Annotated in this window: 19 protein-coding genes and 1 pseudogene; 9 read left to right on the top strand and 11 right to left on the bottom strand. The window is 61.4% G+C overall.

The features are described from left to right. The 5 genes from ccmI to AC1DM5_RS19435 form a co-directional block, all read right to left on the bottom strand. The coding region (ccmI, locus tag AC1DM5_RS19415; protein ID WP_477975442.1) for a c-type cytochrome biogenesis protein CcmI at positions 1 to 1,055 on the bottom strand (1,055 nt) is incomplete at its 3' end. A 99-nt stretch (positions 1,056 to 1,154) separates the two neighbouring features. Then, the gene (locus tag AC1DM5_RS19420; RefSeq protein ID WP_113324134.1) at positions 1,155 to 1,583 is read right to left on the bottom strand and encodes a hypothetical protein; all 429 of its coding nucleotides are present in this window, start codon (positions 1,581 to 1,583) and stop codon (positions 1,155 to 1,157) included. A 121-nt stretch (positions 1,584 to 1,704) separates the two neighbouring features. After that, positions 1,705 to 3,108 carry a sensor histidine kinase gene (locus AC1DM5_RS19425; RefSeq protein ID WP_113324135.1) on the bottom strand — a complete coding sequence of 468 codons (1,404 nt, stop codon included), beginning with the start codon at positions 3,106 to 3,108 and terminating at the stop codon, positions 1,705 to 1,707. Next, positions 3,098 to 3,769 (bottom strand): response regulator transcription factor, encoded by a 672-nt coding sequence (locus AC1DM5_RS19430; protein WP_477821738.1) that lies wholly within the window; start codon positions 3,767 to 3,769, stop codon positions 3,098 to 3,100. The genes AC1DM5_RS19425 and AC1DM5_RS19430 overlap by 11 nt, the downstream gene beginning before the upstream one ends. Before the next feature lie 54 nt (positions 3,770 to 3,823). Further along, a complete protein-coding gene (locus tag AC1DM5_RS19435) occupies positions 3,824 to 4,072 on the bottom strand; it encodes a hypothetical protein (protein WP_113324137.1) in 249 nt (82 codons plus the stop codon). Between the two features lie 275 nt (positions 4,073 to 4,347). Here AC1DM5_RS19435 and AC1DM5_RS19440 point away from each other — a divergent pair, with 275 nt between their 5' ends. Then, positions 4,348 to 5,562 (top strand): MFS transporter, encoded by a 1,215-nt coding sequence (locus tag AC1DM5_RS19440; RefSeq protein WP_477821737.1) that lies wholly within the window; start codon positions 4,348 to 4,350, stop codon positions 5,560 to 5,562. 546 nt (positions 5,563 to 6,108) lie between these two features. On the opposite strand, the gene AC1DM5_RS19445 is transcribed toward AC1DM5_RS19440, so the two are convergent. Then, complete coding sequence (locus tag AC1DM5_RS19445) at positions 6,109 to 6,420, bottom strand: Dabb family protein (RefSeq protein ID WP_477821736.1); 312 nt, start codon at positions 6,418 to 6,420, stop codon at positions 6,109 to 6,111. A gap of 88 nt (positions 6,421 to 6,508) precedes the next feature. Then, positions 6,509 to 7,129, bottom strand: a pseudogene (locus tag AC1DM5_RS19450) (hypothetical protein); the annotation flags it as partial. Between the two features lie 157 nt (positions 7,130 to 7,286). Between AC1DM5_RS19450 and AC1DM5_RS19455 the strand changes: the two are divergent. After that, positions 7,287 to 7,421, top strand: coding sequence for a hypothetical protein (locus tag AC1DM5_RS19455; RefSeq protein WP_477821735.1), 135 nt, complete (start codon positions 7,287 to 7,289; stop codon positions 7,419 to 7,421). Positions 7,422 to 7,515: 94 nt separating this feature from the next. Here AC1DM5_RS19455 and AC1DM5_RS19460 read toward each other — a convergent pair whose 3' ends face one another. The 4 genes from AC1DM5_RS19460 to AC1DM5_RS19475 all read right to left on the bottom strand — a co-directional run bounded on the left by AC1DM5_RS19460 (position 7,516) and on the right by AC1DM5_RS19475 (position 10,936). Continuing rightward, positions 7,516 to 8,082 carry a TetR/AcrR family transcriptional regulator gene (locus AC1DM5_RS19460; RefSeq protein WP_477821734.1) on the bottom strand — a complete coding sequence of 189 codons (567 nt, stop codon included), beginning with the start codon at positions 8,080 to 8,082 and terminating at the stop codon, positions 7,516 to 7,518. Between the two features lie 27 nt (positions 8,083 to 8,109). Next, positions 8,110 to 8,571 (bottom strand): nuclear transport factor 2 family protein, encoded by a 462-nt coding sequence (locus tag AC1DM5_RS19465; protein WP_477821733.1) that lies wholly within the window; start codon positions 8,569 to 8,571, stop codon positions 8,110 to 8,112. 210 nt (positions 8,572 to 8,781) lie between these two features. Further along, the gene (locus AC1DM5_RS19470) at positions 8,782 to 9,150 is read right to left on the bottom strand and encodes a DUF983 domain-containing protein (RefSeq protein ID WP_037105104.1); all 369 of its coding nucleotides are present in this window, start codon (positions 9,148 to 9,150) and stop codon (positions 8,782 to 8,784) included. 382 nt (positions 9,151 to 9,532) lie between these two features. Next, positions 9,533 to 10,936, bottom strand: a complete 1,404-nt coding sequence (locus tag AC1DM5_RS19475) for an aminotransferase-like domain-containing protein (protein ID WP_477821732.1) — start codon at positions 10,934 to 10,936, stop codon at positions 9,533 to 9,535. Positions 10,937 to 11,337: 401 nt separating this feature from the next. On the opposite strand from AC1DM5_RS19475, the gene AC1DM5_RS19480 reads away from it, so the two are divergent. The 7 genes from AC1DM5_RS19480 to AC1DM5_RS19510 all read left to right on the top strand — a co-directional run bounded on the left by AC1DM5_RS19480 (position 11,338) and on the right by AC1DM5_RS19510 (position 17,028). Next, on the top strand, positions 11,338 to 11,820 hold the full coding sequence (locus AC1DM5_RS19480) for an MSMEG_0572/Sll0783 family nitrogen starvation response protein (protein ID WP_007821628.1): 483 nt from the start codon (positions 11,338 to 11,340) through the stop codon (positions 11,818 to 11,820). 85 nt (positions 11,821 to 11,905) lie between these two features. Further along, positions 11,906 to 12,949, top strand: a complete 1,044-nt coding sequence (locus tag AC1DM5_RS19485) for a Nit6803 family nitrilase (RefSeq protein WP_477821730.1) — start codon at positions 11,906 to 11,908, stop codon at positions 12,947 to 12,949. Beyond that, a complete protein-coding gene (locus tag AC1DM5_RS19490) occupies positions 12,876 to 13,994 on the top strand; it encodes an MSMEG_0568 family radical SAM protein (RefSeq protein ID WP_477821729.1) in 1,119 nt (372 codons plus the stop codon). The genes AC1DM5_RS19485 and AC1DM5_RS19490 overlap by 74 nt, the downstream gene beginning before the upstream one ends. Then, a complete protein-coding gene (locus AC1DM5_RS19495; RefSeq protein ID WP_477975445.1) occupies positions 13,991 to 14,533 on the top strand; it encodes an MSMEG_0567/Sll0786 family nitrogen starvation N-acetyltransferase in 543 nt (180 codons plus the stop codon). Before AC1DM5_RS19490 ends, AC1DM5_RS19495 begins: the two co-directional genes overlap by 4 nt. Continuing rightward, positions 14,533 to 15,510 carry a sll0787 family AIR synthase-like protein gene (locus AC1DM5_RS19500; protein WP_477821727.1) on the top strand — a complete coding sequence of 326 codons (978 nt, stop codon included), beginning with the start codon at positions 14,533 to 14,535 and terminating at the stop codon, positions 15,508 to 15,510. Before AC1DM5_RS19495 ends, AC1DM5_RS19500 begins: the two co-directional genes overlap by 1 nt. After that, on the top strand, positions 15,507 to 16,748 hold the full coding sequence (locus AC1DM5_RS19505; RefSeq protein ID WP_477975447.1) for an MSMEG_0565 family glycosyltransferase: 1,242 nt from the start codon (positions 15,507 to 15,509) through the stop codon (positions 16,746 to 16,748). Before AC1DM5_RS19500 ends, AC1DM5_RS19505 begins: the two co-directional genes overlap by 4 nt. Next, positions 16,741 to 17,028, top strand: coding sequence for an MSMEG_0570 family nitrogen starvation response protein (locus AC1DM5_RS19510; RefSeq protein ID WP_477821725.1), 288 nt, complete (start codon positions 16,741 to 16,743; stop codon positions 17,026 to 17,028). The genes AC1DM5_RS19505 and AC1DM5_RS19510 overlap by 8 nt, the downstream gene beginning before the upstream one ends. Positions 17,029 to 17,031 lie beyond the last annotated feature (3 nt).

A 17,031-nucleotide genomic window follows, 5' to 3' on the forward strand; every position in this document is an offset into this window, starting at 1 on the left:
CCCCCCCGCTTCAAGGCGCCGGCGGCGCGATCCTTGTCGTTCAATACGGCGTAAGAGCGGACGAGACGCATCCAGCCCTCGAAATTGTCGGGATCATCAGTCAGTTTGGCATCCAGGCTTTCCACCATGCCGCGGATCATCTGCTGCCGGTCACCGCTGCTCATCGTCTGAGCCGCCGCGACATCCTCCGCCGTCGGTCCGCCCGGTGCGGCTTCTGGCCCGGCGGCAGGGGCGACCGCCGTGCCGCCGTTCCTGGCGATATGCTCGTTGACCAGCGGCAGCCAGGGTGCATCATCAGGCGATTGCCTGGCGAGCGCCTCGAAGGCCGTGCGCGCCTGATCGGGCTGGCCCGACTGCTCAAGGCTCAGCGCAACATAGAAGCGCGCACGCGGGTTGTTCGGCTCAAGCGACAACGACTGTTCCAGCACCTTGCGCGCATCTTCGGTCACCACGCCTTCGGCCATCGCCATCAGCGTTTCTGCAAGGCCGTCGAGACGCGCGGGGCTTGGGCCAAGCAAGCGGATGGCGTTGCGATAGGCGGTCTCGGCATCGGAAATGCGCATGGTGCTGAAATAGATCGGCGCCAACACATCCCAGCCCTTGCCGTCGCCAGGATTCTGCGCCAGATGCCGCTCCGCCTTGGCGACGAGAACGGCCATATCATTCCCGGGGTTGGCAAGCCGCGCCTCCAGCGGCTGGGACGGCAGGTCCGGCCTGCCGGTATTCACGTAAAGACAGAGCCCGATGACCGGCAGGAGCAGCACGATGAAGGCTTCGGTCAGGCGGTGATGCCTTGCAGGCTTGCGTTCTTCGGCCGGAGCAACACCGGAAACGGCAATCAGCCGGCGACCGATCTCCGCGCGGGCGTAATCGGCCTCATCGGCACTGATCAGGCCGCCCGAGAGATCCCTGTCGAGTTCGCGCAACTGGTCGCGATAGACGGCAGCCTCACCGGCGCGCGTATCCTCGGCCGCCTTCGCTCCACGCAAAAGAGGGTAAAGCAGAATGGCGGCAACAGCCGCCGTCAGGACGGCAACGAGAATCCAGAACAGCATATCGGCCCAATTACTTGAAGCGCGCCCTCATTCCAACTGCCAATGCCGGAATGACGAAGATTTGAGGCTTTTGGCCGCAAGGATAACGAGCAAGGGCGCTCAGCCGAGCGGCGACCAGGTGCCGTTTTCATTGCGACAGGCGGCACCGCGCGCAAGCGTATTCTTGCCATCGACCGTCACCGTATGGGTGTACTGACGGCAGTTCTGCGAGCCCACCTGATAGGGTGCTGCGGCCACGACGCTGCCATTGGCATCGCGGCCAGTCCAGGTGACCGGCTGCCCGACGGCTGCACTTTCCAGCGCGCGGTATTCGGCTTCCAGCGCCCGCTGCTTATCGCTGTCATCAAGCTCTACGCCGGTGCGTCCGACGATGCCACCCTGCAAGGCAGAGATGAAAGCGGCCGAAGCCGGGGGCTTGCCGCCGCCAAAGAGACCACGCGTTGTGGCTCCCTTCGTCGTCGTGCAGCCAGAGAGCGCAACGGCGACGAGAAGGGAAGAAACGATCATGCCTTGCGAACGTAGAGTCATTGCAATCGAACCACGATCAGGGGTGTCAAAATGAGCCGATCGAAGTGCAGCGTCCCCGTGTCAGCATTAAGGCAAAGCATGCTATACATTTGCCACTATCTTTGTGACATCAAGCAGTTGCTCATGCAACATCCTTTGTCACACCTGGCAGGATAAGCTTGGCTTTCAGTCCGCCCCACTCCCCGCGCGTGAGTTCCAGGCGGCCCTGGTACTCGTTGGAAATTTCGGTGACGATCGAGAGGCCAAGGCCGGTTCCGGGCTTGCTCTCATCCAGACGCCGACCGCGCTTCAGCGCTTCGCGGATCTGGTCAGGCTCCAGGCCCGGCCCGTCATCCTCGACGGCAAGCTCCACCCAGTGTTTTCTGGCGCTGGCTTCTGTTCCCTTCACGTCATCGCCGGCTTCGACTGCCGAGAGGCGCACCTTGCTCTTGGCAAAACGCGCAGCGTTTTCCAGCAGGTTGCCGACCGTCTCCTCGAGATCCTGCTGCTCCATGGCAACGGCCAGATGCGGCGGCTGGACGATCAGCTCGAATTCGGTATCGACATTCAGGCGCCGCATGACGCGCACCAGCCGCTCCAGCGCCGGTTCGGCATCGGTGCGCGCAAGCACGGATTCACGCTGGGCGGCAATACGGGCGCGGTTAAGATAGGACTGCACCTGCCCCTGCATGGCTTCGGCCTGATTGCGCACCAGGTCGCCATGCGATCTCTCAAGCACACGCGCTTCATTGAGCAGCACGGCTATCGGCGTCTTCAGGGAATGGGCAAGATTGCCGACCTGCATGCGCGCCCGCTCGACGATGCGGCGGTTGCTGTCGATCAGCGCATTGACCTCATTGGCAAGCGGAAGGATTTCGCGGGGGAAATCACCCTTCAACTGCTCGCTTTCACCGGCGCGAATGCGCTCCAGGGCGGCGCGCGCCTTGTCGAGCGGCTTAAGGCCGTAGAGAATGGCAAGCGCATTGACGATGAGACTGCCGACGCCGAAGCCGGCGAGCGCCAGATAGAGCCGGTGGGAGAAGTTGCGGACGTCGTCTTCGACGACATCGACATTGCCTGTCACGCGGAAGCGCGCGGCACGACCGTCGGTATCGAGCACCACTTCGGTTTCGGCCACCTGCACCCGGTTACCGGAGGCGTCCGTGACCTGGTAGTAGCGCTCGTAATTCTTGTCGAAGGGGGCTTCGACGACCGAGAGAACCGGGATCGTCGCGGAGCCTAGCGAAGGCGAGACGAGCGGCGCGGTCGTATAGGTGCCGAGCGGCTCGACTACCCAGTACCAGCCGGTCTTCGGCTGGGCGAAGCGCAGGTCGCCGAGTTGCGGGCTGCCCGACAGCGCGCCCTGATCGCCGATCGTGACGGAATTGATGACATTGTAGAGCTGCGCGCGCAGCAGGTCCTGAAAGCCGCGCTCGGCGCTGCGTCTATAGAGGGTCGAGATCAACAGGCCGATCACCACCAGCGCCACCGTCGACCAGACCGTGGTCAGAAGCAGCACGCGTGCGGTGAGCGACTTAATTCGCATTGGTCGGCGTTTGGATGCGGTAACCGAGACCGCGCACCGTTTCGATCAGATCGACGCCCATCTTCTTACGCAGGCGGCCGACGAAGACCTCGATCGTATTGGAATCGCGGTCGAAATCCTGATCGTACATATGCTCGACCAGTTCCGTGCGCGACACCACCTCGCCCATGTGATGCATGAGATAGGCAAGCAGACGGTATTCATGCGAGGTGAGCTTCAGCGCCACACCGTTGACGATCGCCTTCGAGGTCTTGGTGTCGAGCCGCACCGGGCCGCACACGATTTCGGAGGAGGCATGACCGGCCGCGCGGCGGATCAGCGCGCGGAGGCGGGCCAGCACTTCCTCGACATGGAAAGGCTTGGTCACATAATCGTCGGCGCCCGCATCGATGCCGGCCACCTTGTCGCTCCAGCGGTCACGAGCGGTCAGGATCAGTACCGGCACGGTGCGGCCGGCGCCGCGCCATTTTTCCAGAACGGTCACGCCGTCCAGTTCAGGAAGGCCGATATCAAGAATGATGGCGTCATAGGGTTCGGTATCGCCGAGGAAGTGGCCTTCCTCGCCATCGAACGCCTGATCAACGACATAACCCGCCTCTTTCAGCGTGTCGCTCAGCTGCCGGTTCAAATTGACGTCGTCTTCGACTACCAGAATGCGCATCGCTTCGCCTTCATCCGCTGCAAATCACTAATGTCATGAATAAGCCGATTCCGCCTACATCGGAACCTTTACCGTCACCTTGCGCGGACGCTGGCCATTGCCCTGAACGAGAACGGTGATGATGCAGGCATTGCCCACCGGCTGCACGGAAAGAAGCTGGCCGCCCGTCTCTTCCACGACCTGCTGGGCTGCGGCGCTGCAATCGCCCGCCACACGCAAGACAAGCGTGTGCGTATCGTCCGGTGAGGGCGCCGAAACCGCCAGGCCGGCGGCCAATGCTGCGACGCTCAGAGGAGAGGCCATGTGCTGTGCTTTCAATGTAATGCCAACTTGTCCCGAATATGTACTCACGCGACCTGAATGGCAAATGAATGCACGGTAACGCAGGGTTTTTAGAACAATTCTCGACTATTGCGCGAAATATACGTGATTTCTGAATGATGCCGCTAAGGCCTTCTGCCACTGCGAAAATCCCGACACAAGGCAAATCCGTACTGGATTTGTTCGATCAAGCCTTTCACCATCTGGTTGAAACTGCTATCGCTCGGCCGCCCTTAATCCATTTCATTTTCGAATCCATGCAAAAATCACTTTCGCTTCGTACGGCGCAGACAGTTGGCGTGCTCGCAGTCACCCAGCTTATCGGCTGGGGCACCACTTTCGATATGCTCGGCGTCATGGGCCGCGTCATCGCGCCATCGCTCGGGCTGCCGAATGAGGTGATCTTTGCCGGTCTGACGGTGATGATGGTCATCAGTGCCTTTGCCGGTCCAGCCACCGGGCGCTGGCTCGGCCGCTATGGTGCCGCGAAAGTGCTGGCCGCCTCGTCGCTCACCTTTGCGATCGGTCTGCTGCTGCTTGCCGCCGCCACCAATATCGTCGTCTATGGCCTTGCCTGGGTCGTCATCGGGCTCGGCGGCGCGCTCGGCCTCTCGGCGCCGTGTTATACCGCCGTTGTCGAACGCGAGGGTGCGAACGGCAAGCGCGTCATCGCCATCCTGATGCTGTTCACGGGTCTTTCGGCCACCATCTTCTGGCCGATCCTGACGCTGCTCAACGAGAATTTCGGCTGGCGTGTCACCTTCGTCGTCAGCGCCTGCCTGCAGTTCTTCGTCTGCCTGCCGCTGCATCTCTTCGGCCTGCCGAAGCCGGTTGCGAGCCACACGCAGGGCACTGCCGCCGAAACGCCGCCGGTGGAGCTTTCGCCTGCCGACCGGCGCAAGGCCTTCCTGCTGATTGCTATCTCCACCACGCTCGGCACCTTCATCACCTTCGGCGTCTCGCCGTCATTGCTCGAAATCTTCCGCCAGTCCGGCGCATCGTCAGCCCTCGCCCTGCAACTCGGCTCGGCCCGCGGCGTCATCGGCATTTCGGCACGCGCACTCGACATGCTGCTCGGCAAGCGCGGCAATCCGATCCTGACATCCGTGATGGGCGTCAGCCTGATGCTGTTCAGCTTCCTGATGCTCTTCATCGTGCCGCCATCGACGCCGCTGCTCGTCACCTTCGTGCTGCTCTACGGCTTCGGCTCCGGCGTGTTGGCGGTCGCCCGCGCGCTAATGCCGCTTGCCCTCTTCTCGGCCAAGGAATACGGGCTGCAGGCGGCGCGCCTGTCGATGCCGCAGAACCTTGCCAATGCCATCGCACCCGTCATCTTCACAGCCATCCTCGATCGCGCCGGCGCCGGTCCGACGGTCATCACCTGCGCGGTGCTTGCAGCCATCGCAATGGTTTTCGTGCTGATGCTGATGGCACTGGTGCGCAGCGCAAGGCCGAGCGTGCAGCCAGCCTGACCGGCGGTGGGTAAAGCGGCCCTCGCCTGTCAAAGGCTAGCTTCACTTCCGAGGTTCGCCATTTTTTGTTCTCACGGTGGAAGTGAGAACCGGCACCCTGTCGTCAGGCGGAGGAGCCGCGCTCATGCGGCGTCAAGGGCTGTCAATCCGTTAAGCTTCTGAATCATTTGCAGCTTTTTTCTCAACACTTGCTTCCGGCCCTTTACAGATTGATTCATCTGCAACCGGCACCGATTCCAACCTCTTCCTATCCATTTGAAAATGAATAAGAATTTTCAAAATTGGCCTTTAGTGTAGTGTTTTTGGCGCTAAGTCATTGATCCTGAATAAGTGATCCACTTACCTCAAAACTTCGCATAAGGAATTTCAAAATCAGAAGCCGCGTTTGCCGAAATCGAATTATTAAAAGATTTTTGTGCCTGGTGAGTCACTTAAACATTATCAATGACTTAGCCGCGAAATCACGGCAAAATAGGCCAGCACTAGAAAATACTTATTCAGTTTCAATGAGATAGATCTTCACCCCAGGCGGCGCGATCGTCGTCGTCAATCCTGCAGGGGCCTGGTGACCGCTTTGCTGTTATCGAAATCGGCCGCAGTCCTCGTATCCCGAAGCGGTTTTACCGTGCGGGTGGAGAGATCATAATCGGGATGCGCCTTGTAGGCGGCGAGCGCTTCCTCGCTTTCGAATTCGCCGTAGACGACGAAATCGACCGCGTTGCCCCACTGGTCCGTCTTGACGTTCTCGCCGATCTCCAGCTTCAGCGCGTGCGGAATGCCTGTCAGTATGGAGAGCCCCTTGCGCACCGCCTCGCGGTTTTCCTCCGGCACGGTGAAGAAGACGATATGGCGGATCACGCGGACACTCCTGTGGCAATTCTCTGAGCTTAGGCCGGGCGATAACACGCGCCGCCCAGGCCTTCAACCGGGCCACAATGCCGCGCTAGGATGGCTTGCACATGGCGGCAAGGAATGTCCGCCCATATTCGGCGAGCTTCTCGGCCCTGTCGGTGCCGTTGACGATGCGGCGCGCGTTGACCCAGTCTTCCCTGTCTTCATTGAGGTGATCACAAAGCCGGTGGCTGGTGAAGCTGCCGCGCAGCATGCCCTCGATCAGGATCGTCACGGCGGGCGTCATCTCCATGGCGCGGTCGGGATGAGCGACGAGATCGATGCCGGTCACCTCGCTCGTCGCCTCGTAGTTTCGCTTATGGGTGAGTTGCACCAGCCCGCGGCCAAGCCAGCACTTGCCATCCTTATCCGGCCGCCAGTAAGGCGACTTCACCCAGGAGAGCCGGCCGGACACGAAGGCGGTCTCGAGGATCTCGACGGCGCGCGAATCGCTCGTTGCCAGCGTCTCACGTACAGGCTGCATCGTGTAAGCCGTCTCATGAAACGCAGTCGCCAATATATAGGCCAGCCAGCGCCGATCGGCGGTAGCCAAATTCGCGTCCCAGTAGTCGAGGATCGCGTTCATGCCTTCTATCTGGGCAGAAGTGAGACTGCCCTTGAAGAGGGCGTTCTGCACGGTATCGAAGAAGAATTGCCGGTCGAGTGGGACTGTCATGATACGCTTCTCTGAGGCCTGCTGTGGTTAACGTCGGCTTAATCGATTGAAATTAATTTAATCGTTTCAAGTGTGACCGGCGTAGATTTACACGCGGTTTTTGTTGTGCGATGCATCAATCCGTAAGCACACCCTTGCTGAGGAAGAGAGGCATACGATGCAGACCACCGCAGAAACTCCGACCAAGATCCCCCAGCACGTCGTCGACCAGATGGAAAACGAGTGGCGCCAGGTGCGCACGCAGCGCGAGAATCCGCGCCCGGTCCGCCTGCCCTCCCAGAACGACTCTTAAGCACAATCCTGACGGGTGAGGACGTCCTGAACCCCTCACCCGCAGCTTCCCGCGCTGCCGGTATTCGTGCTCCTGCCAAGGCAGCGGCCACCGCCTATCCCCCACGTTTCGTCGCAGCCAGCCTGCCGGTCAGCCGATCCAGGGTTCTGCGGAACATATCCTTGTCATCCAGCGCCCGCGAGAGCACCAGCGCGCCCTGAATGCCGGAGACGGCCTCTTCGGCCACGGCAAGTGCGTCATCCTCGGCGTAGCCGGCGCGGACCAGCGCCTGGCGCAGCGCCTCGATCCAGCGGACGAAATAATCCCGGATGACAGGCGAAAAGCGCTGGCGCGTTTCGTCCAGCGCAAAGGCGCCGACGAGGCAGATGCGGCTGCCGGAGCGGAAATAGTCCCTCACATTCGCCCACATCGCATCGATCGCCGCCCTGGGATCGTCACGCCGCAACGGCTCGTAGATAGCGCGTTCGAACCAGCCGTCGACATCAGCAAGGACGGCGGCCGCCATCTCCTCCTTCCCACCAGGGAAGAAATGATAGAGGCTGCCTTTGCCGATGCCAGTGCGCTCGGTAATGCGGCTGAGCGTCGTGCCCTCGTAGCCGAGCTCGCGGAAGATCTCCGCAAGCAGCGGCACGACATCGGCACGTTCATAAACGGTCTTCACAATTCACCTTTGGGTCACCTGCAGGCCTCAAAGGCCGAGGTCGGAAAGGCCCGGATGGTCATCGGGCCGCCGGCCGAGCGGCCAGTGGAACTTGCGATCCGATTCCTTGATCGGCAGATCGTTGATGCAGGCGAAACGGCGCTGCATCAAGCCCTCCGCATCGAATTCCCAATTCTCGTTGCCATAGGAGCGGAACCAGTTGTTGCTGTCGTCATGCCATTCATAGGCAAAACGCACGGCGATGCGATTGTCGGTGAAGGCCCAGAGCTCCTTGATCAGCCGGTAATCGAGCTCCTTCGCCCACTTGCGGGTCAAGAAGGCGACGATCTCGGTGCGGCCGGTGACGAATTCGGCGCGGTTCCGCCATTGGCTGTCGGGCGTATAGACGAGCGATACGCGCTGCGGATCGCGGCTGTTCCAGCCGTCCTCGGCAAGGCGGACCTTCTGGGTTGCGGTTTCATGGCTGAAAGGGGGAAGCGGTGCAGGCATGTCTGGTCTCCTTGATTAAATTGTACCTTTCGTCATGCATTGTACCGATCGGTACATGAAGCGCAAGAGACTTTGGTCCCCGTTTCCTGCGGCATTTTGGCTTAGAGGGAACGACGGCCGCCCGCACAGCAAAAAAGGCCGCTCGACGTTCCGAACGGCCTTTTATACGTAGAGATCAGGGCATCGTACGCGATCGTTGATTGCCCGAGATCAGGCGAGCTTGCCCTCTTCGGCCTTGTAGAAATACTGGCTTGCGACCAGCCATCCCTTCAGCGGCCTCAACGGCGGAATACAGGTGGCGAACATGAAGGGGCCGGTGACCAGCAGCTGGACCCAGAGCGGCGCGGAGAAGGCAACTTCCAGCCACACACCAAGCAGCACGCTCGGCACGCAGGCGAAGCAGATTACGAAGAAGGCCGGGCCATCGGCCGGATCGGCGAAGGAATAGTCCAACCCGCAGACTTCGCATTCCTTCTTCAGTGTGAGGAAACCCTTGAACATATGCCCCTGTCCGCAGCGCGGGCAGCGGCCCCTGATGCCGGTCTGCATCGGAGGGAGAGGAGGATATTCGGTGTCCATGGCGATCTCGCTTTTCGACGTTGCGAGGCATTGGCGGAATCCATTCAATGCCTCATAATGTATGCATACAATATAATTACATTGAAAGCGGATTGCCAGTCTATTCGTTAGAATGACGCAGAGATTTTTTTGAACCGGGCTTGCGGGGTGTGAGGAAGCGGATGGCGGGAGTACTCGATCACTGCGCGGAAGAGGTTACGCGCTCGCCAAAACCCCTCCCCACAAGGGGAGGGACTAACCTGCGGCACCGCCTTACCCGGCCCCGAAACGTTGAAGAAGTGGCAGGCGAGCACGGCAGATTAAGCCCCTCCCCCTTGTGGGGCGGGGTCCTTATTCATGGATTTGACGAGAGGAGTGAGGACCTACCCTCACTTCAACGTAATCAGAAGAACGAAGCGGACATTTCCGGCGGGCCTTCCAGGGCATGGGCCATGAAGTCCAGCGCGCCTTTCAGCCTTTCGCGGGTGATCGGCCCGCCGAGGCAAACGCGCACGGCTTCGGGGGCCGCACCCTCCACGGTGAATGCGTCGCTTGCCACCACGCCGATGCCCGAGGAGCGCATGTGGCTGCCGAAGGTGGAGCGGGTCCAGCCATTGGTGAGCGGGAGCCAGATGTTGAAGCTGATCGGATCGGCCTTGTAGCTGCCCTCGGGCAGGATATTCGCCACCATCTGCTGGCGGGCACCCGCCTCTGCACGAATGAAGCGCAGGATCGTGTCTGCCGTGCCATCCTCGATCCAGCGTGTCGCAAGCGCCACGGTCATCGGCGAGGCCATGACATTGTTGGCGCGCATGGCGCTGACGAAGGGCCAGATCGCCTTGGTGTCCGGCGCCACCACATAGGCAAGGCGCAAGCCGGCGCCGATGCATTTGGCGAGGCCGCCGATATGCCAGGTGAGATCGGGCGCAATGGCGGCCAGCGGCGGCGGCCCGTGCAGCGGGATGAAGCCATAGGCGTCGTCCTCGACAACAGGCACATGATATTTGCGGGCGACGGCGGCAATTTCCTCGCGGCGCTTTTCCGGAATGGTCAGCGTCAGCGGGTTCTGCAGAGTCGGATTGAGATAGAGTGCCTTCGGGGCCAAGCGCTCGCAGGCTTCCGCGAAAGTGTCGGGCAGGATGCCCTCGTCATCCATCGGCAGGCCGGAGAGATTGAGCCGGAGTTGGGCGGCGATCGAGCGCATGCCGGGATAGGTGATGTTTTCCGACAACACTGTTTCGCCGGGCTTCGCCAGCAGGCCGAAGATTGCCAGCAGCGCCGGATGGGCGCCCGGCGTCACGAAGATGCGCTCCTGCGACGGTACGAGCCCGCGACGGCTGAGCCAGGCGGCAGCCGCCTCCTTGTCCATGCCTGAACCGCCGAAACCCTGGTAGCGGAGCAACGGAATGAGATTGGTCGCGACCGCCGACATGCCCTCGCGCATGCGGGCGATCAGTTCCTGATCATCCGGTTCCGGCGGCAGGTTCATCGAGAAGTCGACGACGGAGGCGCGGCGCGGATCAGGTGCGGCATCGGAGGCGAAACCGCGACGCTCCCTGTCTTTCCCGCCGGTTATGAAGGTGCCGCGACCGACATGCGAATCCACCAGGCCACGCTTCTGCGCCTCCACATAACCGCGCGCCACAGTGGTGAAATCGATGCTGAGGCGCTTTGCGAGCTCGCGCTGCGGCGGCAGCCGGTCTCCAACCGCCAGCACGCCGCTTCTCAGATCCATCTCGATCAGATCGGCAATTGCCATGTAACGGGGGCTGGAGGAGCGGCTGAGATCGGGATGCCAGTCTTTCATTTCATGTTCCGCAATTCGTGATCGACGCAGAGGGGGATTCCCGTCGACATTGACCGTATATTGTTGCATATTTCGTCTGTCACGCAAAAACAGCGTCGCGCCTGCGTGCGCCAGACGACTGAATGCCGCATGCAAGTATGATATAGTCGGCATCGCGCATAGCATCAATATATTGATAGCATTTTGACTGCATTCATTTTGATCTCTTGTGCAATCATTTTTTGCACGTAAATGCCCGCCTAATCGGCGCGAAATTCACTTCTCCCCAAAATTGAATGTATAATTGAATGTTTTCTGGCATGAATTGACTGCTATTTGTGCAAAGTCAATTTGGCACGGTGCTTGCAGTTGAATGGCTGTACCCCGCGAGAGGGGCCTGACTTCAAACACAGGAGCCATTCATGCCCGCAGTTACCGCACCGGCCCACGCAGATGGAGACTTCTTCGTCGATTACGAGGAGAAGGTCTTTGAAGACGTCCAGGCCAAGGAGGGTGACAAAGCCCTCATCACCTTCCACACCGTCGCCTTCGAAGGGTCTATCGGCCTTGTGAACCTGCTGCAGGCCAAGCGCCTGAAGCGCAAGGGCTTCGAAACCTCCGTGCTTCTCTATGGTCCTGGCGTCACGCTCGGCGTGCAGCGCGGCTTTCCCAAACTCGGCGCGGAAGCCTTCCCCGGCCATCTGAACTTCAACAATCAGATCAAGGGATTCCTGGAAGAAGGTGGCAAGGTCTATGCCTGCCGCTTCGCGCTGCAGGCGCTCTATGGCCATGGCGAACAAGCCCTGATCCCCGGCATCCGCCCGATCAGTCCGCTCGATGTGCTGGACCTGATCCTGATCCACCGCCGCGACGGCGCCTTCATCCTCGATACCTGGACGCTCTGACCCGGAAGCAACACCGTCGTCAGCCGCGTTCGGGAGGCGGAGCACCCCTCCTCCGCCTCCCTCACACCCTCAGAAGGATTTCGTCATGGAGAAGAATAAGACCGTCCGGGCCGCAGCTGCGCAGATCGCGCCGGATCTGACCTCGCGCGAAAAGACGCTGGCACGTGTGCTGGAGACCATTGCCGAGGCGGCCGCCGAGGGTGCCGAAATCATCGTCTTTCCGGAGACCTTCGTTCCCTGGTATCCCTATTTCTCCTTCGTGCTGCCGCCGGTTCTATCGGGCTGCGAGCATCTGCGCCTTTATGAGGAGGCCGTCACCGTTCCGAGTGCGGCGACCGATGCGGTTGCCTCTGCTGCTCGCGAACACGGCATCGTCGTGGCGCTCGGCGTCAACGAGCGCGATCGCGGCTCGCTCTACAATAGCCAACTTCTCTTCGATGCCGATGGCAGGCTCATCCTCAAGCGCCGCAAGATCACCCCGACCTATCATGAGCGGATGATCTGGGGTCAGGGCGATGCATCCGGGCTGAAAGTGGTCGACAGTCGCGTCGGGCGACTCGGCGCGCTTGCCTGCTGGGAGCATTACAATCCGCTCGCCCGCTACGCACTGATGGCACAGCACGAGGAAATCCACATCGCCCAGTTTCCGGGCTCGATGGTCGGTCCGATTTTTGCCGAGCAAATGGAGGTGACGATCCGCCATCACGCGCTCGAAAGCGGCTGCTTCGTCGTCAATGCCACGGGATGGCTGACGGATGAGCAGATCAATTCCATCACGGCCGACCAGGGGCTGCAGAAGGCGCTGCGCGGCGGCTGCATGACGGCGATCATTTCGCCCGAGGGCAAGCACCTGGCGCCACCGATCACCGAGGGCGAAGGCATCCTGATTGCCGATCTCGACATGAGCCTGATCACCAAGCGCAAGCGGATGATGGATTCGGTCGGCCACTATGCCCGGCCCGAACTGCTGCATCTCGTCATGGACGGTCGCGCCACCCAGCCGATGGTCACCTCCGCCAATTCCTTCGAAACATCAGATGTAAGGACCAAGAGTGATGGAGAATACGACGTTTCTTCCGACCGAGACTCTGATCAACGAGTTGCAGTCCTTCGGAGCCAGGCTCGTTGATCCCAAGGCCGGCCATGAGAGCCGCCGCGGCGGCGCCGGCCCGTCCGACCACAAGGCGCTGACCATCGACGGCATGACCGTGATGGTGCCAGTTCATACCGCGCCGGCCTTCGAGAGCCCCTATCTGGTCGACAAGCCCGACGAGGCGGGCAAGAGCCGCATTAGCCGCGATGGGCGCGTGCTCGGTGAAGTGTCCTTCCCGCTGCGCCCGCGCTTCTACGAGCGCAGCACCGCCGATGGCATTCCCTATTCGCAGATTGCCGTGCTGCATGGCCGCGACGTGCTGGCGACCACGGTGCTGCAGACCTGCATCCGCTATCAGAGCCGCACCAAGACCTGTCAGTTCTGCGCCATCGGCCAGTCGCTGGCGGCCGGCCGCACCGTTGCCCACAAGACGCCGGAGCAGCTGGCGGAAGTCGCGAAAGCTGCTGTCGAGCTCGACGGCGTCAAGCATATGGTGATGACGACAGGCACACCGAGGGGACCGGATCGCGGCGCATCGATCCTTGCCCACAGCGCCCGCGCCATCAAGGCGGCTGTCGATCTGCCGATCCAAGCGCAGTGCGAGCCGCCGGAAGACGACATCTGGTTTTCGATCATGAAGGAAGCCGGCGTGGACGCACTCGGCATGCATCTGGAAGTCGTCACGCCGGAACTGCGCGAGCGCATCATGCCCGGCAAGGCGCAGGTGCCGATTTCAAAATACATGGCGTCCTTCAAGGCCGCCGTCGAAGTCTTCGGACGCGGCCAGGTCTCGACCTATATCCTCGCCGGTCTCGGCGATACGCGCGAGGCGATCCTCGATATCTGCGAAAAACTGGTCGCGATCGGCGTCTATCCCTTCGTCGTCCCCTTCGTGCCGATTTCGGGAACGCCGCTCGAAAGCCATCCGGCACCGAAGCCTGATTTCATGCATTCGATCCTCGGCCCACTCTCCAAGATGCTGGTCGATAGCGGTCTGAAGGCCGTCGACATCAAGGCCGGCTGCGGCAAGTGCGGCGCCTGCTCTGCCCTTTCCTCCTATGAAAGGATGCTGACCAAATGATGCTGGAGCCCTTCTCGCCCTATCGCGCCAGCGAATTCCAGGTGAAATTTTCGACCTCGGAGTGGGAACGGCAGGAAGCGCATGCGCTGCGCCGCGCCGTTTTCTGCGAGGAGCAGAAGATCTTCGAGGGCGACGACCGCGATGCGACTGACGATCACGCCATCCCGATCGTGGCGCTGTCGATGATGGGTGTCGCCGCCGACCGGCTGGTCGGCACGGTGCGCATTCATCAGGAAGAGCCCGGTCTCTGGTGGGGTTCGCGGCTCGCCGTACACGAGGATTTCCGCAAGATCGGCGCGCTTGGCGCAACGCTGATCCGGCTTGCCGTCTCCTCCGCCAATGCGATGGGCTGCCACACGTTTCTCGCCAATGTGCAGGTGCAGAACGGGCTGCTGTTCCGGCGACTGCATTGGGATGTGATCGAGGAATTCGAGGTTTACGGCAAGCCGCATCTCAGGATGAAGGCGGACCTTGCCTGGTACCCGCCCTGTCCGACGCCGGAAACCGGGCTGGTGGCGCTCGCCAGGAAGGCGGCGTGATGGGCGAAAGGATCGATCTCACGGCGCTGGCAGCCAAGCTTTCCGCCTCCTCCGGCATCGCCGCCAAGGCGGATATCGGCATGGTCACCGCGAGCCTTGGCCTTGCCGGTCAGCAGATAGCGGTGGGCGACGATTGTGCAGCGCTGCCCGATGGCGACGGATACCTGCTCTTTGCCATCGAGGGCTTCATCAACGAATTCGTCGCCGCCGATCCTTGGTTTGCCGGCTGGTGCGGGGTGATGGTCAATATATCAGATGTCGCCGCCATGGGTGGCCGACCGATTGCCGTCGTCGATGCCGTCTGGGCGAATGGCGAGGCAGGGGCAGCACCGGTGCTCGAGGGCATGCGGGCGGCCGCCAGGACGTTCGGGGTGCCGATCGTTGGCGGCCATACGAATATCCGCACCGATCGCGGCCAGCTTTCAGTCGCCATTCTCGGCAGGGCGAAAAAGCTGCTGACGAGCTTCGATGCGAAGGTGGGCGATGTGTTGATCACCGCGATCGATCATCGCGGCCGTTATCGCGAACCCTTCAACAATTGGGAAGCGGCAACCGATGCCCCGTCCGCCCGGCTGCGCGGCGATCTGGAGATCCTGCCCAATATTGCCGAAGCCGGATTGGCACTGGCCGCCAAGGATATCAGCCAGGGCGGAATTATCGGTACGGCAATCATGCTGGCGGAATGTTCCGGGGTCGGCATCGATATCGATATCTCGGCAATCCCGCTGCCGGATGGCGTGGCGCTCGAGCGCTGGCTCGCGACCTTTCCAAGCTTCGGCTACCTGATCTCCACCACGCCTGAAAAGGCCGACGAGGTGATCCTGCGCTTTGCCGCCCGCAACATCAGCTCTGCCGTGATCGGCAGTGTCACTGCCGGCAGTGAAGTGGCTGTCACCGACGGAACGGACCGTGTCGTGATCCGTGAATACTCGGAAACACCGCTATTGCAGCTCGGTCGGCAGGAAGATGCCGCATGAGCAGGCCAATGCGCATCGCCATGCTCTCCCATTCCACCAATCCGCGCGGTGGCGTGATGCATGCCATGCAGCTTTCCGAGGCGCTTGTTGGACACGGCCATGAGGTTGTGCTGCATGCGCCGGACGCCAAGGGCACTGGCTTTTTCCGCACGCCGGCTTGTGGTGCTGTGTATGTGCCGGTTGCGGCAGTTTCTCCCTTCTCCCCAGCGGGGAGAAGGTGGCCCGAAGGGTCGGATGAGGAGGCCCCGGCCATAGATAGCAGCGGGAACACCACAATCGCGACCTCAGAGATGACCACGATGGTCGAGCAGCGGATCGCCGATTACATCAGCTACTTCGAAAATCCTGCTGTCCGTAACTTCGATATTTTCCACGCCCATGACGGCATTTCCGGTAATGCGCTGGCGACACTGAAGGAGCGCGGGTTGATCCCCGCTTTCGCGCGCACCGTCCACCATATCGATCAGTTCGCCGATCCGCGGCTGATGGAGCTGCAGGACCGCTCCATCGATTGGGCCGACCTGTTTTTCACCGTCAGCTCGATGTGGCGCAAGACGCTTTGGGAGACGCGCGGCATCCTCTCCACTGTCGTCGGCAATGGCGTCGATACCAAGCGCTTCTCACCCACCGTCGACAGCGGCGCGCTACGCAGCAAACTCGCCCTGCCGGATGGCCCTGTTTTCCTCGCTGTCGGTGGCATCGAGGCGCGCAAGAATACGATCGCTATGCTGGAAGGCTTCGGCCAAGTGCGCGCGATTCACCCGGATGCGCAATTCGTCATCGCCGGCGGTGCTTCGCTGCTCGATCATCGCGGCTATCAGGGTGAGTTCCGCGCTGTGCTGACTGCGCTCGGCGAACATGCGGCTGCCGTCCATATCCTCGGCACCATTGCGGACGAGGATATGCCGGCGCTTTACCCGCTTGCCGATACGCTCGTCTTCGCCTCGGTCAAGGAAGGTTTCGGCCTCGTGGTGCTGGAGGCGATGGCGAGCGGCGTTCCCGTTGTCGTCTCCTCGATCGCGCCCTTTACCGAATATCTCGGCCCTGAAGACGTCGTCTGGTGTGATCCACACAATGCCGCCTCTATCGCCGAGGCCATGGCGATTTCGCTCATGCCGCCGGTGCGCGCCGGGCTTATCCCGCGCGGGCTGAAACTTGCCGCCCATCACAGCTGGCAGCGTACGGCTGCCGCGCATCTCCAAGCCTACGAGACATTGAAGGAGCGTGCCCATGCCTGAAATGCGTTTCGTCATCGCCTGGCCGGATGGCCGCGAGGAGACCTGTTATTCGCCCTCGCTCGTCATCCGGGATTTCTTCGAGGAAGGCCAGACCTACCCGATCCGCGATTTTCTCGACCGCAGCCGCAAGGCGCTGACCATCGCCAGCGACCGGGTGGAGGCGAAATACGGCTACCCGTGTTCGCTCGCCCGCGGCCAGCTCGCCCGCATCGAGGAGGCGGGCTCCCTGTTTCTTGTCGACGTCGATGCCCGCGTGCGCTGCGAAAGCTTCATTCTCTAAAAG

It is taken from the genome of Rhizobium sp. 01T437 (genome assembly GCF_056398505.1).

Coding starts and splice junctions, on each gene's coding strand:
- AC1DM5_RS19420 (WP_113324134.1), bottom strand. CDS start 1,583: ATGACTCTACGTTCGCAAGGCATGATCGTTTCTTCCCTTCTCGTCGCC.
- AC1DM5_RS19425 (WP_113324135.1), bottom strand. CDS start 3,108: ATGCGAATTAAGTCGCTCACCGCACGCGTGCTGCTTCTGACCACGGTC.
- AC1DM5_RS19430 (WP_477821738.1), bottom strand. CDS start 3,769: ATGCGCATTCTGGTAGTCGAAGACGACGTCAATTTGAACCGGCAGCTG.
- AC1DM5_RS19435 (WP_113324137.1), bottom strand. CDS start 4,072: ATGGCCTCTCCTCTGAGCGTCGCAGCATTGGCCGCCGGCCTGGCGGTT.
- AC1DM5_RS19440 (WP_477821737.1), top strand. CDS start 4,348: ATGCAAAAATCACTTTCGCTTCGTACGGCGCAGACAGTTGGCGTGCTC.
- AC1DM5_RS19455 (WP_477821735.1), top strand. CDS start 7,287: ATGCAGACCACCGCAGAAACTCCGACCAAGATCCCCCAGCACGTCGTC.
- AC1DM5_RS19465 (WP_477821733.1), bottom strand. CDS start 8,571: ATGCCTGCACCGCTTCCCCCTTTCAGCCATGAAACCGCAACCCAGAAG.
- AC1DM5_RS19470 (WP_037105104.1), bottom strand. CDS start 9,150: ATGGACACCGAATATCCTCCTCTCCCTCCGATGCAGACCGGCATCAGG.
- AC1DM5_RS19475 (WP_477821732.1), bottom strand. CDS start 10,936: ATGAAAGACTGGCATCCCGATCTCAGCCGCTCCTCCAGCCCCCGTTAC.
- AC1DM5_RS19480 (WP_007821628.1), top strand. CDS start 11,338: ATGCCCGCAGTTACCGCACCGGCCCACGCAGATGGAGACTTCTTCGTC.
- AC1DM5_RS19485 (WP_477821730.1), top strand. CDS start 11,906: ATGGAGAAGAATAAGACCGTCCGGGCCGCAGCTGCGCAGATCGCGCCG.
- AC1DM5_RS19490 (WP_477821729.1), top strand. CDS start 12,876: ATGGAGAATACGACGTTTCTTCCGACCGAGACTCTGATCAACGAGTTG.
- AC1DM5_RS19495 (WP_477975445.1), top strand. CDS start 13,991: ATGATGCTGGAGCCCTTCTCGCCCTATCGCGCCAGCGAATTCCAGGTG.
- AC1DM5_RS19500 (WP_477821727.1), top strand. CDS start 14,533: ATGGGCGAAAGGATCGATCTCACGGCGCTGGCAGCCAAGCTTTCCGCC.
- AC1DM5_RS19505 (WP_477975447.1), top strand. CDS start 15,507: ATGAGCAGGCCAATGCGCATCGCCATGCTCTCCCATTCCACCAATCCG.
- AC1DM5_RS19510 (WP_477821725.1), top strand. CDS start 16,741: ATGCCTGAAATGCGTTTCGTCATCGCCTGGCCGGATGGCCGCGAGGAG.